Origin of the sequence: Deinococcus yavapaiensis KR-236 (assembly GCF_003217515.1) — a bacterium.
GTDB classification, from domain to species: Bacteria; Deinococcota; Deinococci; order Deinococcales; family Deinococcaceae; genus Deinococcus_A; species Deinococcus_A yavapaiensis.
The window spans coordinates 96,559-111,283 of record NZ_QJSX01000001.1; the positions used below are offsets into that span (position 1 = coordinate 96,559).

Consider the following 14,725-nt stretch of genomic DNA (forward strand, 5'->3'; position numbering starts at 1 on the left):
TTGATGGGGATCGGCGGCATCGGCATGAGCGCGTTCGCGCGCCTGCTCAAGGCGTACGGGCACGACGTGTCGGGGTGTGACGCGCAAGTGTCGGATCTCACGCGAGCCCTGGAGCGCGAAGGCATCCGCATCTTCGAGGGGCACGATCCCGCACACATGGCGGGCGTGGACGTCTTGATCGCCACGGAAGCGATCTCGAAAGAGCACCCGGAGATCGTCGCGGCCAAAACGGCGGGCGTGACAGTGCGGCCTCGTATGGACGTCCTCGGGGAACTGCTCGCCGCGGGACCGTCGGTGGGCGTCGTGGGCACGCACGGCAAGACGACGACCACGAGCATGATCGGCATGGCGCTCGCCGGAGCGGGCCTCGATCCGTCCGTGTGGGTCGGAGGCATCATTCGCGAGTGGGATTCGAACGCCCGCGTCGGCACGGGCCCGTTCGTGGCGGAAGTCGACGAGTCCGACCCGAAGTTCGCCGACATCGTCGTGGAGACGGCCGTGGTGACGAACGCGGAGGACGACCACATCGGCACGCCCGAGCGCCGCCAAGCGACGTACTGGTCATCCGTGGAAGAGCAGCACGCCGCCTTCGCCCGCTTCGCTCGAGCGGCGAAGCGAGTGCTGTACTGCGCGGACTGGCCGGGCCTCGACGCGCTTCTGACGGGCTGCGAGCACTTGCAAAGCTACGGAACGCGGACGGGTTCGGACTACCAAGCCGTGAACGTCGAGCGCACGCCGAGCGGAACGCGCTACACCGCGATGCGGCGAGGCGAGGTCCTCGGAGACGTGACGGTGCCGATGCCCGGCGAGCACAACCTCCTCAACAGCCTCGCGGCGATCGCGGTGGCGGACTTGTACGGCGCGGACTTCGAGCGGGTCGCGGCGGCGCTCGGCGCGTTTCGCGGACCGGGGCGACGTTGGGAAGTCGTCGGTGAAGTCGGCGGGGCGCTCGTCGTGGACGACTACGCCCACAATCCCTCGAAGGTGGAAGCCGCCCTCGACGGAGCGCGGCAGACCGGGCGGCGCGTCCGCGTGGTGTTTCAGCCGCACCGTTACCTGCGCACGCAGCAGGTGTGGCCGCGCCTCGCGCACAGCCTCATGAAGGCGGACGAGGTGTTGCTGCTCGACATCGCCGCGTCGAACGAAGCGCCGATTCCGGGCGTGCACACGACCTTGATTGAACGCAAGATGCGCGAGGACGGGCACGACCTCGTGAAGTACATGCCCGATCGCAGCGAAGTCGTCGCCTACTTGCGTGAGACGGCCCGCTCGAACGACCTCATCGTGACGATGGGCGCGGGCGACGTGTGGAAGCTGTCGCGTGAAATCGTCGGGGAGGCGCGGTGACCCTCAGCGCGCCTCCTTTGAAAGTGGAGCGCCTCGCGCTCTCACGCTTCACGACCCTCGGCGTGGGCGGCGAGGCGGAGGTGTGGACGGTACACGACCACGCGCAACTCGCGGCGGCGATGCAAGCACCTTACCGCGTCCTCGGCGGCGGCTCGAACCTCGTGATCTCGGACGACGGGGTGCCCGAGCGGGTGATTCGCCTCGCCGGAGAATTTGCCGTGCGCGACCTGGAGCGTGACGCTTCGCTGTCGAGCGAGCGCGAATACGTAACGGGCTGGATCGGCGGAGGCGCCCCCCTTCCGGGCCTTGTTCGCGAGCTCGCGCGGCGCGGCCTCTCGGGCTTGGAAGGCACGGTCGGCATTCCCGCCCAGGTGGGGGGCGCCGTGTGGATGAACGCGGGAACGCGGTACGGCGAAATGTTCGACGCGCTGTACAGCCTCGAGATCGCGACGCCGGGCGGCGTTCGTGTGGTCACGCCGAACGACTTGGAGCACGGCTACCGAAAGAGCGGCATCGGACGCGACGAGATCGTGACGCGCGTGAGGCTGCGGCTCGGGTCGAGCACGCCCGAGGAAGTGACGGCGCGCATGACGTTCGCGGACGAGGCGCGCAAAGGGCAGCCGAAGATGAAGACCCCGGGCTGCGCCTTCAAGAACCCTGGCGGGGTGAGCGCGGGCAAGCTCATCGACGAGGCGGGTCTCAAAGGCTACAGAATCGGCAACGCTATGATTTCGCTCGAGCACGCCAACTTCATCGTGAACCTCGGCGGAGCGAGGGCGGCGGACGTCCTCGCGATCTTGGAGCACGTGCGGTCGATCGTGGGCGTGCCTTTGGAATTGGAGTACGAGCTTTGGCCTTGACGACCGACGAGGGCGCCCGGGCACCCGAGGCGGCGCCCGAGCCGGTCGAACGCGAGAAGCGAAGTCGGCGTTCGCTGTGGCTGTCGTTGCTGACGCTCGTGCTGCTGGTCGGCTTGGGCGTGGGCGCGTGGTACGCCTTTCCGGTGCGGTCGGTTCGCGTGACGGGCAACCACTTCCTCAGTGCCGGTCGCGTCGCCGCGCTCGCCGGCGTGAGCAAGACCTTCGGGTGGTTGTATTACGGAGCTTGGCGTGCCAGAGCGCTCGAAGAGCATCCTTGGGTGCTGAGGGCGAACATCCGCAAAGTCTGGCCCGGCACCGTGCAAGTGAGCGTCACAGAGCGCACGCCCGGCGCGACGATTCAGCACGACGGGCGATCGGTTGTCGTCGACCTCGACGGAACCGAGTTGCCGGGCGCCAAGCCGGTCGCGCCGTTCGTTCGCGGCTGGGGACCGGACCGCTCGCGCGAAGCGATCGACGCGGCGCGGCTTCTCGGACGCTTCGACGTACGAAGCGTCATCTACACTCCAAGCGGCTTCACGGTGGAGACGTCGCGCGGAACGCTGTGGAGCGGATCGCTGCTTTCCTTGCAGAAGTACGGGAGCGGTGTCACAATGTACGCGGGAAAGCGCGTCAGCATCTACCCTTGGGGGGTGAGCGTCGGGGAATGAAGGATAACTTGATCATCGTGGGGCTCGACATCGGCACCACCAAGATCACCACGGTCATTGGAGAAATCGGCGCTGACGGCGCTGTGGACATCATCGGTGAAGGCACCGCGCCCGCCGAAGGCATCAAGCGCGGCGCCGTCGTGAATTTGGAGCGCACCACGCACGCCATCAAGACGTCCGTGGCGGCCGCCGAGCGGGTGGCGGGCGTCAAGGCCTCTGAAGTGTTCGTCGGCGTGAGCGGAACTCATGTCAAAGCCATCACGAGTCACGGCCTCGCCGCGATTCGTCGTCAACAAGAAATTTCGCGGCCCGACGTGGATCGCGCGATCGAGAACGCGCGCGCCGTGCCGCTCGACCCGAACTACGAAGTGCTGCACGCGCTGCCGCAAGAGTATGTCATCGACGGCCAGGAAGGCATCAAGAACCCCGTGGGCATGCACGGCGTGCGACTCGAAGTCGACGTGCACATCGTGTCGGCCTCCTCGGGGCCGCTCGCGAACTTGCGACGCTGCGTCACGGAAGCGGGACTCACGTCGCGCGGCTTCGTGTTGCAGGCGCTCGCGTCGGGCCTCTCGACGCTCGACGCGACCGAACAGGACTCGACGGTCGTCCTCATCGACATCGGTGGGGCCACGACCGACGTCGGCGTGTTCAAGCGCGGCAACCTCGCGCACTCCGCGTCCATTCCGATCGGGGCGGATCACGTCACGCAGGACATCGCGCAGATCCTCAAGATTCCCTTCGAGGAAGCCGAGCGTGTCAAGCGCAAGTACGGCGCCGCCTTGCCGGAACTCGCCGAGCCGGACCTCACCTTGGAGATCATGTCGGGCAGCGGCACGATGCAGGCCGTGAGCGCCTTCGATTTGTCGCGCCTCATCAAGCCTCGCCTCGCCGAGATCTTCAACCTCGTGCGTGACGAGATCGACGGGGCGCTCGGTCCCGTGGAGCTCATCGCGAGCAGCGTCGTCTTGACGGGAGGCGGCAGCCTTCTCAAGGGCACGCCGGAGCTTTCTCGCGACCGCTTTCGTCTGCCCGTTCGATTAGCTCGACCGCGCGGCATCGGCGGTTTGACCGACATCGTGTCGAGCCCGACGCACGCGACGGCCGTCGGGCTCGCGCTTTTCGGTGTCGGAGCGGGCAGCGCCGTCATCACGCGCCGCCCTGACATGCCGCGCGTGGAGGTCGTGCCGGAAGTCGTGGCGCCGCCCGTGGACATTCCCGTCGCCACCGTCGCCGTGGCGGACTCGCCCGCGCCTCGCGAAGCGCGTGAACCGCGCAAGAATCCGTCGGAAGGCGGAAAGTCGTGGCTGGAACGCATTCGCGAGATGTTCCGCGACTGGCTGTAAAGTCTCGCGGGTCGGGCCTTCGACGAGGCGCCTCGAGGCGCCTCGTTTTCGTGTCTGCGCGCTCGTTGTCCTCCTTGTCGAGTCTTTCGTGCCACGATCAGCGTTCTTGCGTTACACTTGATGAAGTTTCCGAGCGGCAACTCAGCGGCGCGAGTTCGAAGTCGAACGTGCGTCGCGACCAAAAGGAGTGAGGACATGCAAGCGGCGAGAATTCGTGTGATCGGACTGGGCGGGGCGGGGAACAACGCCGTCAACCGCATGATCGAGTCGGGGTTGGAAGGTGTGGAGTTCATCGCGGGCAACACGGACGCGCAAGTGCTCGCCAAGAGCCACGCGGAAGTGCGCATTCAGCTCGGGGATCGCCTCACCCGCGGCCTTGGCGCGGGTGCCGATCCCGAGGTGGGCGAGAAAGCGGCGCTCGAAGACCGCGAGCGCATCAAGGAATACCTCGATACCACCGACATGCTCTTCATCACGGCGGGCATGGGCGGCGGGACGGGCACGGGCAGCGCCCCCATCGTCGCTGAGATCGCCCGTGAAATGGGCATCCTCACGATCGCGATCGTGACGCGACCCTTCAAGTTGGAAGGTCCCAAGCGCATGCGCGTCGCCGAGGAAGGCATCGCGAAGCTCACGGAGCGGGTCGACGGCATGATCATCGTGAACAACGAGAAGATCCTCACGGCCGTCGACAAGAAGGCGAGCGTGCGCGACGCCTTCTTGATCGCCGACCGGGTGCTGTATTACGGCGTGAAGGGCATCAGCGACGTCATCAACGTGGACGGCATGGTCAACTTGGACTTCGCGGACGTGCGCAACTTGCTGGCGAATGCAGGTCCGGTGCTGATGGGCATCGGGGCGGGACGCGGCGAGAAGCTCGCCGAGGAAGCGGCGGCGAGCGCCATCAACTCGCCGTTGCTGGAGCGCGGCATCGAAGGCGCGCGCCGTATCCTCGTCAACGTCACAGGAGGACCGGACCTTTCGATTCACGACGCGACGGAGATCGTCGAGAAGATTCGCGAAGCGACGGGCTACGAAGACCCCGACCTTCTGTACGGGATCGCGTCGGACGAAAACGCTGGCGACGAGGTGCGCGTCACTGTTATCGCGACGGGCTTCGGGGACGGCGGCAAGCCGATCGCGGGCCTCGCGACGAGCATGCCGGCGCGTCCGAGCGCCGTCGATACTTTCGTGCGTCCGGTGCGAAGCGGCGCCAAGTTCGATCCGAACGACTACGAGATTCCCGCGTTCCTGCGAAACGGCGGACGCGACTGAAGTCAAGAATCGAGGGTCGAGAGTCGCAAGCTCTCGACCCTCGATTCTTGACCTTCGACTGGAGGGTCCTTTGACCTCGAACGAGACACCCGACAAGACGATTTACGAAGGACACATCGTCAAGCTGGAACTGCTCGAAGGCAAGTGGGAAGCGGTGCGGCACGCGCCCGCCGTCGTCATCCTCGCGTTGCGCGACGGCAAGATGTTGTGTGTGCGGCAGCAGCGGCGCGTCGTTGGCGCGGACACGCTGGAAGTCCCGGCGGGCCTCATCGACGAGGGCGAGACGCCCGAAGCAGCAGCGCGCCGTGAGTTGAGCGAGGAGACGAACTTCGACGGGGACATGACCTTGCTGACGCGCTTTTACTCCAGCCCCGGCTTTTGCGACGAGGAACTGTTCGTGTTCCGCGCCGAGAACCTCGTCGACAAGCCGGGCACGCCCGACGCGGACGAGGACATCACCGTGGAGTGGCACGATCCGTCGCACGTCCTCGAAGCCTTGCGCACGGGCCGCGAGAAGGGATCGGCGTCCACGATCACGGCGACGCTCTTCGCCTTGCGTGAACTCGGGCGGTAAGCGCGTGAAGACGTACCAAAGTCCTCACCAACGGCCCGATACGGACACGGTCGTCGCGATCGGATCATTCGACGGCGTCCACCTCGGCCATCAAGCGCTGATTCGCGTGCTGCGCGAGCACGCGCGGGCGGCGCGCGTGCCGAGCGTCGTGTACACCTTCGATCCTCCGACGCGCGTGTTGACGCAAGGCGCCGAGTATCTGTCCACGCTGCCCGAGAAGTTGGCATTGCTGCAGCGCTTCAAGGTGGACGAGGTGATCGCTGTGAGCTTCACGCGAGAGTTCGCGGGACGCACGAAAGAGGAATTCCTGCGAGACATCGCGACGCTTCGGCCACGCACGATCGTCGTCGGCGAAGACTTCGGCTTCGGCAAGGGACGTGCGGGCAAGCTCGATGATCTGCGAGAAGTCACGCCGAACGTCGTGGCGTTGCCGATGTTTCAGTTGACGGGACGCGACATCAAGAGCACCCGCATTCGCGAGTTGCTCGGCCAAGGCGACGTGGAAGGCGCGGCGGAACTCCTGGGGCGCTCGTACGACGCGGTGGGCGTCGTGGTGGGCGGCGATCAGCTTGGTCGTACCATCGCCTTTCCGACGGCGAACGTCAAGGTGCCGAGCGGCAAGCTTCTGCCGCCCGGCGTGTTCGCGGTGACGGTGTACGTGGACGGCGAGCGACACACCGGCATGGCCAACGTCGGCAAGCGCCCGACGGTGAGCGGCACCGAGACGCGTTTGGAAGTGCATTTGTTCGACTTCGACGCGGACTTGTACGGGCAGGAGGTGCAGGTGAAATTCAAGCGTTTCCTGCGCGGCGAGCAAAAGTTTTCCGGCTTGGACGCCCTCAAAGCGCAACTCGCCAAGGACAAGGAACAGGCGCGCGAATTGCTGGGCGTTTGAGCCGAAGCGCGTTCGGAAAACCGGGGCGCACGCGCCCCGGTTTCTCGGCGTTCTCAGAAGTTCGGTTCGATCACACCGTAGTTGCCGTCCTTGCGACGGTAGACGATGGCGCACTGTTCGGTCGCGGCGTTCAGGAAGAAGTAGAAGTCGTGGTGCAGGGCTTCCATCTGGATGACGGCGTCCTCGGGCGACATGGGACGCATGTCGACCTTCTTCGAGCGCACGATCTCCGGCATGGTGATGTCGATGTCGTCCGTGTCGTCGGTCGTTACGACGACGTCGTCCGTGACGGGCGCGCCGACCATGCCGTTTTGCTCCTCCACTTCGCCTGTTTGACGGCGTTGCAGATAACGCGTCTTGACTTTGCGCAGTTGCCGCTCTAGAACGTCGCCGACCATGTCGATCGCGGCGTACATGTCCGCGTGGTGCTCTTCAGCGCGAATGATACCGTTGGGCACGTTGATCTGGACTTCGACGCGGTTGCGGCGCATGTTGTCGCGCACGTCACGAACGGTGAGAACGACCTTGGCGTCGGTGATGTGGTCGTGGAAGCGCTCGAGCCGGTCCATTTTCTCGTTCACGTAGTCCTTGAGGGCGTCCGTGACGTCGACGTTGCGGCCAATGAGCTTGTAAATCTGCATGGAGCCACCTCCACCGGGGACCGTCTCAGGTTGCGGGCCTCTCGGTGTCTCATTGTATAGCAGACCAGATCCTCACATGACGAGTTCATGATTCCCTGGTTCTTTCGAGAACATGCCCTCAGGGACGGAACTTAGCGTGAAGATATGAATGAGACGCTGGGTCAACAAGCGGTCGCGGCGAACGCGAGCATGAAGAAGCTCCTCGACCTCCTCGTGGCCAAAGGCGTGCTGTCGAAGGAGGAGGCGTTCTCGGTGCTCGCCGAGGGCGCGGACTCGGCGCAAGACCGACTCGACGAGATCCAGACCGAAGCGGGCGTTCAAGGCTGACGACGTGACGCTCGATTCGTGCGACACTGAACGTCATGCGGGCGTGGGCGTTCGGAGTCGCGCTGACATGGACGGCGTTCGCGTGGACGAGCGCGCAGACAACGTCTTCCACGCTTTGCTCGGCGTGCGACGAGGCGATCGTGGAAATGCGCGGCAAGGCCGTCACGCCGAGCGATCCACGCGCGTTGTTCGTGCGCGTGCAGACGTGCATCGCCGAGAGCGGATGCGTGTCGAAAGACGAGCTGGAGGACCCCGCGTGGTTCGAGCGCGTCGTGAGCGGCTTCGTACGCGGCTACGTGCGAGGCCTGGGCGAGTGGCCCCGCTTGGAGCGTGATTGCACGCTCCTCGCCTTTCTGGACGGCGCGCTCTGTCTCGACGCGATGGTGCGCTATCACATTGAGACGGAGCTCGTGAGCGTGTTGCGTGCCGAAGGATGCGGCACGCAACACGATTGGGACGCGGTCGGGCAGGTGATCTTGCAGTGCTTGGCGCGAGAGGACGCCTGGACGGCGCGCTTCGGCGAAGTCATCTTGGCGGCGTACCGCTTCAACGCGCGCTACGCGTGCCAGCACCCGGCGTGACCTTCACTCCCACTCGATGGTGGCGGGCGGTTTGGACGTGACGTCGTACACGACGCGGCTCACCTCGTGCACGTGGTTGACGATGCGCGACGACACCGCGTCGAGGAAGTCGTGCGGTAACCGAGCCCACTCGGCGGTCATGCCGTCCACGCTCGTCACGGCGCGCAAAGCCACGAGGTTCTTGTACGTGCGCTCGTCGCCCATCACCCCGACCGACTGGATGGGCGTGAGGACCGCCAAGGCTTGCCACGTGGCGTCGTAGAGGCCGAATTCGCGCAAGCCCGAGATGAAGATGTCGTCGACGCGCTGCAGGATGTCGACCTTCTCGCGCGTCACGTCCCCGAGGATTCGAATGGCGAGCCCCGGCCCCGGAAAGGGATGACGGGTGCGAATCGCCTCGGGCAGACCCAGCAGGGCGGCGATTTCGCGCACCTCGTCCTTGAAGAGCGTTCGGAAGGGCTCGACGAGCTTGAATTGCAGATCGTCGGGCAAGCCGCCCACGTTGTGGTGGCTCTTGATGTTCGCCGCGCCTTCGCCGCCCGCCGACTCGATGACGTCGGGGTAGAGGGTGCCTTGCGCGAGGAAGTCGAACGGACCGTACGTCGCGGCTTCACGCTCGAAGGCGCGGATGAACTCGCGCCCGATGATCTTGCGCTTCGCCTCGGGGTCGCCGACGCCCGCGAGGGCCGACAGGAACTGCTCGGACGCGTCGACGGTCACGAGGTTCACGCCGAGGGGCCGCAAGGCGTGCTCGACTTGCTCACGCTCGCCGAGGCGCAAGAGGCCGTGATCGATGAACACGGCGGTGAGCTGGTCGCCGACGGCGCGGGCGAGAAGCAAGGAGAGCGTGCTGGAGTCCACCCCGCCCGAGATGCCGAGCAGGACCTTGCCGCTTCCGACGGTCGCGCGAACGTCTTCGACGAGCTCGTCCACGATGTGCTGCGGCGTCCAGTCGCGCTTCGCGCCGCACACGTCGATGAAGTTCGACAGCAGGGCGGTGCCTTTCGGGGTGTGGACGACCTCGGGGTGGAATTGAACGCCGTAGCGCCGAGTCTCCTTGTTCTCGATGGCGGTGACGGGCGTGTCGTCGGTGCTCGCCACGACCTCGTAGCCTCTCGGAAGGTCCGTGACGGAGTCGGAGTGGCTCATCCACGCGACGAATTCGCCGGTGACGCCCGCGAAGAGGTCACCGCCGAACGATGTCAACTCGGCCTTGCCGTACTCGCGCTTCCCGGCCCGCTCGACCTTTCCGCCCGCCGCTTGCGCGAGAAACTGCATGCCGTAACACACCCCCAGAATCGGCACGCTCAAGTCGAGGACGCCGTCGGCGGGTTTCGGCGCGTTCGTGTCGTACACGGAGCTTGGCCCGCCCGACAAGACGAGGCCGACGGGCGCTTCGCGCAGAATTCGCTCGAGCGGCGCCGTGCCGGGCAGGATGACGCTGTACACGCCGAGTTCACGGAACCGGCGCGCGATCAGGCGGGTGTATTGACTGCCGAAGTCGAGAATGACGAGACTCACCGGGCCATTTTGGCACGGTGACGAAGGTGACGTTCGAGGTGGTGCGTCAGCGCTTGAGCTCCACGAGCGCTCGCGTGTCGCGCGGAAGACGCAACTCCAACTCGCCCGCCGCGTATCCGGGCGCCGTCACCCGCACTCGGTACGCGCCCGATTTGTTCGGAAACCGGATGGCGCCGGGAATCACGCCGAGACGCTGGCCGACTTCGAGGCCGCTTCCGTCGGGCGCGCGCATCACCTTCACGACCGCGCTCTTCGCGTCGCCGTCGACCGTGAAGAGCACCGTGCAGCACGCGGTGCTCGTGGAGCGCAAACTCAGGAACAAAGCAAGGACGACGAGCGCGAGCCCGCCGATCACGGCGGGCAAAAACCACGCTGGCGGTCGCCCTTGCGCGGCCGGAGGCGGCGCTCCCTCCTTCACGACGCGCCACGAGTGGTCCTCTTCCCAGCCGATTCGGATGGCACGCGAGCGCGGCGAATCGACGGGGGGCGGGGCGGCGGGCGGCGCATCGACCTTCGTAGGCGCGGCCGAAGCGCTGCCCTTGACATCGTTCCAGCCGTACGGAATGCGCGGGCGCTCGGGCGTGTCGCGGCTCGGCGGTTTGGAGGGCGTCACGACGACGACGTTCGACGCGGGCTCGACCGATTCGGCCATGGAAGGCACGTCGTCCTCGAAGCGATCCTCGATTCGCGCCGTCTCGGTCGGAGCGGGCTCGGTCGGGACGGTCACGGCGGGCTTGTCGGGAAAGTCGGACGGCGAGAGAACCACGGTCATGGCGAGCGCGGGCGAGCGTTGAAGGGCGAGAGCCTCCAACGCCGTGCCGCGCGTCACGGGATCGCTTGCGAGGAGGCGCGACAAACCGCTCGGCACTTCGCCGAGGTCCTCCAGAATCCGGCCGAGCGCGAAGAGGTCGGCCGCCGCGGACTTGCCACCCTCGGGCGCGTCGTACCCACCGTCGAGCGCGCCCCACGGCAAGGCGGCGCCCGACACGACGACGCCGCCCGACACTTCCCACACCTGCTCGCGCGTGAGGCCGCCGTGAACGAGGTTTCGTGCGTGCAACCACGCGAGGGCTTCCAGGACGCCGACGGCGACCGAAGCGGGATGGACGGCCGGACGACTGCCGGGCGGCAGCGTCGACACGGCGTACATGCCGTCGCTCCACAATCCCAGGTCCGAGTAGCCCAGCAACATGGGGTGCTGAAGGTTGGGCAGCAGCACGTCGCCGCGCACGAGGAACAGCACGGCTTCCAAGCCGGTGAGGCGGTCCACGCCCGACAACGTCGTCACGACGCCTTCACGCAGGGCGCGCGTGACGACGTACGGCCCGAGGGTCTTCACTCCCCGAGTATAAAGCGTTCGTGAGGCGGCCTTGGCCGGAATTTGGGCGCCGTTCTTTTGTGACGACTCTCCTTGCCCCCCCTTCACGGCTGCGCTAGGTTACTCTCACTATGCCCGACGCCGCCCTTCTCGCCGCGCTTCGCACGGTGAACGATCCTGAACTGCACCGCGACCTCGTGTCCCTCGGCATGATCGAGCGGGCCGAACGCGTAGGCGGTGTCGCCGACGTGAAAGTGAATTTGACGACGCCCGCGTGCCCTCTCAAGGCGACCATCGAGGCGGACGTGCGGCGCGCGGTGATGAACGTCGAAGGCGTCGAGGACGTACGCGTGGAGTTCGGCTCGCAAGTTCGCATGCCGTCCACGCCTCCCCTGCCGGGCGTGAAGCATGTCGTCGCGATCGGAAGCGGCAAGGGCGGCGTCGGAAAGTCCAGCGTCGCGGCGAACGTCGCGGCGGCCCTCGCGCGTGACGGCGCGGCCGTCGGTCTGCTCGACGCGGACGTGTACGGCCCGTCGGTCGCGCACATGATGGGCGCTTCGGCCGAGCGCGTCACGGCGACCGAGGAACGCAAGATGCGCCCGATCGAACGGCACGGCCTCAAGTTCTTGTCGATGGCCAACCTCATGCCCGCCGGTCAGGCGCTCGTATGGCGCGGCCCGATGCTGCATTCGGCCGTCAACCAGTTTCTCAAGGACGCCGCGTGGGGCAACCTCGACTACCTCATCGTCGATTTGCCGCCCGGCACGGGAGACGTGCAGCTCAGCCTCGCGCAGACCGTGACGATCTCGGGCGCCGTCATCGTGACGACGCCGCAAGAAGTCGCCCTCATCGACGCGTCGCGCGCCATCGACATGTTCAAGAAGGCGTCCGTGCCGATCCTCGGCGTCGTGGAGAACATGAGTTACTTCGTCGCGCCCGACACGGGACGCGTGTACGACATCTTCGGTCGCGGCGGCGCGGTGCGCCTCGGCGGTTATCCGATTCTCGGGGAGATTCCCCTCGACATGGAGGTGCGCCAAGACGCGGACGCGGGCACGCCCGCCGTGCTCTCGCATCCCGAGAGCCCCGCCAGCCTCGCCTTGACGAGCGTCGCTCGCAACCTCGCGGGTCGCCTTTCCGTGCAGGCCCTCGAAACGCTGCCGATGGTATGACGGTGACACTCGCCGCTTCCCTGCCGCCGCAACAAGACCGCACGAAAGCGCGGGTCCTGGGTTTGCTCAAGGGCGGCGACTGCACGACGGCGCAAAGCGTCGCCGAGAAGTTGTGCATCTCCGTCCCGGCGGCCCGCAAGCACTTGCAAGACCTCGTGGACTCGGATCTCGTGCGCGCGCACACGTCAAAGCCGGGCGGACGCGGGCGACCGCAGATCGTGTACTCGCTCACTGAGCGCGGCGAAGCGCAGTTTCCGAAGAACTACGCGTCGCTGTGCGTCGATATCCTCGCGCACGTGCAAAGCTTGTTCGGGCAAGGCGCGGTGCTGAGCGTCATGGACGCCCGCAAATCCACGCTCGCCGCCGAGTGGGCGCCACAACTCGTGGGCACGCTGGAGGAACGCGCTACGAAGCTCGCCGAGTTGCTCAGCGCGCACGGTTATGCCGCGCGCGTGGTGCACGAGGCGGACGCCTTGTACCTGGAGCAACGCAACTGCCCCAACCTCGACGTGGCGAGGTCGTATTCGGAGTTGTGCGCCGCGGAGCTCGACTTGTACCGCGACTTGCTCGGCGTGCCCGTACGCCGCGAGACGCGCATCGCGTGCGGCGCGCCGAGTTGCCGCTACCGCCTCGGATAGCAGGTCGATGGCGTGGCCCTCTACAGCCTCGTCGCGTGGCCCCCGGCGGAACTCGCCGCGTGGGTGCGCTCCGTGCAGCGCACCCACGGCCTCGCCGCGTTCGGCGCGCCGCACCTGAGCCTTCGCTCGCCCTTCGAGTACCACGGAGACGAGGCGCGGTTGCTGGAGCGCTGCGAACGCATCGCGGCGGGCACGCGGGCGTTCGAAGTGACGTGTGACGAGGTCGTGCGCTTTCCCGGCATGATCTTCCTCAATTTGCGGCGCACTCCCGAATTGCTCGCCGTGCACGAACGCACCCTCGCGTGCCTGCCCGCCGCGCCGACCGAACGCGACGGGGAGGGGTTTTTACCGCACGTCACGCTGGCGCTCGGCGTGTGCTCTTGGGCCGAGGAGGACACGTGGCGCGCCGTGAAGGACTTGCGTCCTCCCGTGGAACGCTGGACGGTGAGAAACGTCGCCCTCACGCGCGAGCGCTCGGGCGACGTCTTGGAGCTCGCGCGTTACCCGCTCGTGTCGTCGGAGTTGACCATGTGCTGAGCGACCTTCGTGAGGGCGGCGTAGAGCTCGGCGGCGTCCTCGCGCCGAATGTCGGGCGTCGCCTCCAACGCCGCCTTCATGCACGCGAGCCAAGCGCGGGCGCGCGTCGGCGTCACGGGAAACGGCAGGTGACGGGCGCGTAACCTCGGATGGCCGTACTTCTGGTGGTAAAGAGGCGGCCCTCCAAGAAAGCCCGTCATGAACGCGTACTGCTTGTTCAGCGTCTCGTTCCAGTCTCCCGGAAAGATGGAGGCGAGGTCGGGGTGAACGCGCACGCGGTCGTAAAAGTGCCGCAGCAAGGTCAAGAGGTTGTCCGGGCCGATGCGGTCGTAGAGGGTGCCTTCCTCGGTGAGCTGCATTGCCTCAAGGTAGCGTCTCCAAGTTCCCCGAATCGTTACTTGCGGCGTTCCAGGCCGTACAACTTCAATCCGAAGCTCATGGCAGGGCCGATGCCGAGGGCGAAGGCGAGCGTGCCGAGTCCGAGGTGCCCGCCGAGCGCCCAGCCCGACAACAGCACGATTGCCTCGATGGCAGTGCGAACACGACCGACGGGAACGCTGTACTTCGAGCTGAGCCCCAACACGGTGGAGTCGCGCGGTCCCGCCCCCATGCTGGCCGCGACGTACGTGCCCGTCGCGAGGCCCAAGAGGACGACGCCGAACGCGAACTGCGCCCACTGCAGCCACAGCAAGTTGGGGGTCGGTACGTGTCCAGCGAGCAAGTCGATGAAAAAGCCGATCAGCAGCATGTTCAGCACGCTTCCGACGCCCGGCTTCATGCCAAGCCAGAACCACGCCACCCCGACGAGGAGCACGCCGACGAGAACGCTCACCGTGCCGAAGGTCAGCCCGGTCTTGCGCGAAAGGCCCTGATGAAAGATGTCCCACGGCGCGAGGCCGACGGACGCGTCGATTTGCAGGCGAATGGCGAAGCCGTAGAGAAACAGGCCCGCGAGCAGGACGAACAGACGCGCGGGAAACGGCCAGGAGCGAACGGAGGCGAGCGGCGCGGCAGTCACGACGGCC

General features: G+C 66.4%; 17 protein-coding genes. 12 read left to right on the top strand and 5 right to left on the bottom strand.

Going from position 1 to position 14,725, the window contains the following annotated elements; genetic code table 11:
- The first annotated feature begins 3 nt into the window (after window positions 1-3).
- From murC to ribF, 7 genes are all read left to right on the top strand, one after another.
- Window positions 4-1,347: a UDP-N-acetylmuramate--L-alanine ligase gene (gene murC, locus DES52_RS00470; protein ID WP_110884804.1), complete on the top strand. Its 1,344-nt coding sequence runs from the start codon at window positions 4-6 to the stop codon at window positions 1,345-1,347.
- Window positions 1,344-2,207 carry a UDP-N-acetylmuramate dehydrogenase gene (locus DES52_RS00475; RefSeq protein ID WP_110884805.1) on the top strand — a complete coding sequence of 288 codons (864 nt, stop codon included), beginning with the start codon at window positions 1,344-1,346 and terminating at the stop codon, window positions 2,205-2,207. The genes murC and DES52_RS00475 overlap by 4 nt, the downstream gene beginning before the upstream one ends.
- Window positions 2,204-2,875: a cell division protein FtsQ/DivIB gene (locus DES52_RS00480; RefSeq protein ID WP_110885158.1), complete on the top strand. Its 672-nt coding sequence runs from the start codon at window positions 2,204-2,206 to the stop codon at window positions 2,873-2,875. Before DES52_RS00475 ends, DES52_RS00480 begins: the two co-directional genes overlap by 4 nt.
- Window positions 2,872-4,221, top strand: coding sequence for a cell division protein FtsA (gene ftsA / locus DES52_RS00485; RefSeq protein ID WP_110884806.1), 1,350 nt, complete (start codon window positions 2,872-2,874; stop codon window positions 4,219-4,221). Before DES52_RS00480 ends, ftsA begins: the two co-directional genes overlap by 4 nt.
- Before the next feature lie 120 nt (window positions 4,222-4,341).
- Window positions 4,342-5,496, top strand: coding sequence for a cell division protein FtsZ (gene ftsZ / locus DES52_RS00490; protein WP_281268551.1), 1,155 nt, complete (start codon window positions 4,342-4,344; stop codon window positions 5,494-5,496).
- A gap of 70 nt (window positions 5,497-5,566) precedes the next feature.
- On the top strand, window positions 5,567-6,070 hold the full coding sequence (locus DES52_RS00495) for an NUDIX hydrolase (protein ID WP_110884808.1): 504 nt from the start codon (window positions 5,567-5,569) through the stop codon (window positions 6,068-6,070).
- 4 nt (window positions 6,071-6,074) lie between these two features.
- Complete coding sequence (gene ribF / locus DES52_RS00500) at window positions 6,075-6,965, top strand: riboflavin biosynthesis protein RibF (protein ID WP_110885159.1); 891 nt, start codon at window positions 6,075-6,077, stop codon at window positions 6,963-6,965.
- 53 nt (window positions 6,966-7,018) lie between these two features.
- On the opposite strand, the gene hpf is transcribed toward ribF, so the two are convergent.
- Window positions 7,019-7,606: a ribosome hibernation-promoting factor, HPF/YfiA family gene (gene hpf, locus DES52_RS00505; protein ID WP_110884809.1), complete on the bottom strand. Its 588-nt coding sequence runs from the start codon at window positions 7,604-7,606 to the stop codon at window positions 7,019-7,021.
- Between the two features lie 144 nt (window positions 7,607-7,750).
- On the opposite strand from hpf, the gene DES52_RS00510 reads away from it, so the two are divergent.
- Window positions 7,751-7,933: a hypothetical protein gene (locus DES52_RS00510; RefSeq protein ID WP_110884810.1), complete on the top strand. Its 183-nt coding sequence runs from the start codon at window positions 7,751-7,753 to the stop codon at window positions 7,931-7,933.
- A 35-nt stretch (window positions 7,934-7,968) separates the two neighbouring features.
- Window positions 7,969-8,514 (top strand): hypothetical protein, encoded by a 546-nt coding sequence (locus DES52_RS00515; protein ID WP_110884811.1) that lies wholly within the window; start codon window positions 7,969-7,971, stop codon window positions 8,512-8,514.
- Between the two features lie 3 nt (window positions 8,515-8,517).
- On the opposite strand, the gene guaA is transcribed toward DES52_RS00515, so the two are convergent.
- The gene (gene guaA, locus DES52_RS00520) at window positions 8,518-10,035 is read right to left on the bottom strand and encodes a glutamine-hydrolyzing GMP synthase (protein WP_110884812.1); all 1,518 of its coding nucleotides are present in this window, start codon (window positions 10,033-10,035) and stop codon (window positions 8,518-8,520) included.
- Window positions 10,036-10,081: 46 nt separating this feature from the next.
- Window positions 10,082-11,374, bottom strand: coding sequence for a hypothetical protein (locus DES52_RS00525; RefSeq protein WP_110884813.1), 1,293 nt, complete (start codon window positions 11,372-11,374; stop codon window positions 10,082-10,084).
- Between the two features lie 110 nt (window positions 11,375-11,484).
- On the opposite strand from DES52_RS00525, the gene DES52_RS00530 reads away from it, so the two are divergent.
- From DES52_RS00530 to DES52_RS00540, 3 genes are read left to right on the top strand one after another with little or no spacing between them, the layout of a single operon-like run.
- The gene (locus tag DES52_RS00530) at window positions 11,485-12,525 is read left to right on the top strand and encodes an Mrp/NBP35 family ATP-binding protein (RefSeq protein WP_110884814.1); all 1,041 of its coding nucleotides are present in this window, start codon (window positions 11,485-11,487) and stop codon (window positions 12,523-12,525) included.
- On the top strand, window positions 12,522-13,163 hold the full coding sequence (locus DES52_RS00535) for a helix-turn-helix transcriptional regulator (RefSeq protein WP_110884815.1): 642 nt from the start codon (window positions 12,522-12,524) through the stop codon (window positions 13,161-13,163). Before DES52_RS00530 ends, DES52_RS00535 begins: the two co-directional genes overlap by 4 nt.
- A 12-nt stretch (window positions 13,164-13,175) precedes the next feature.
- On the top strand, window positions 13,176-13,700 hold the full coding sequence (locus tag DES52_RS00540) for a 2'-5' RNA ligase family protein (RefSeq protein WP_110884816.1): 525 nt from the start codon (window positions 13,176-13,178) through the stop codon (window positions 13,698-13,700).
- On the opposite strand, the gene DES52_RS00545 is transcribed toward DES52_RS00540, so the two are convergent.
- On the bottom strand, window positions 13,664-14,059 hold the full coding sequence (locus DES52_RS00545; protein ID WP_110884817.1) for a globin domain-containing protein: 396 nt from the start codon (window positions 14,057-14,059) through the stop codon (window positions 13,664-13,666). The genes DES52_RS00540 and DES52_RS00545 overlap by 37 nt on opposite strands.
- A gap of 35 nt (window positions 14,060-14,094) precedes the next feature.
- A complete protein-coding gene (locus tag DES52_RS00550) occupies window positions 14,095-14,718 on the bottom strand; it encodes a YczE/YyaS/YitT family protein (protein WP_245900538.1) in 624 nt (207 codons plus the stop codon).
- Window positions 14,719-14,725 lie beyond the last annotated feature (7 nt).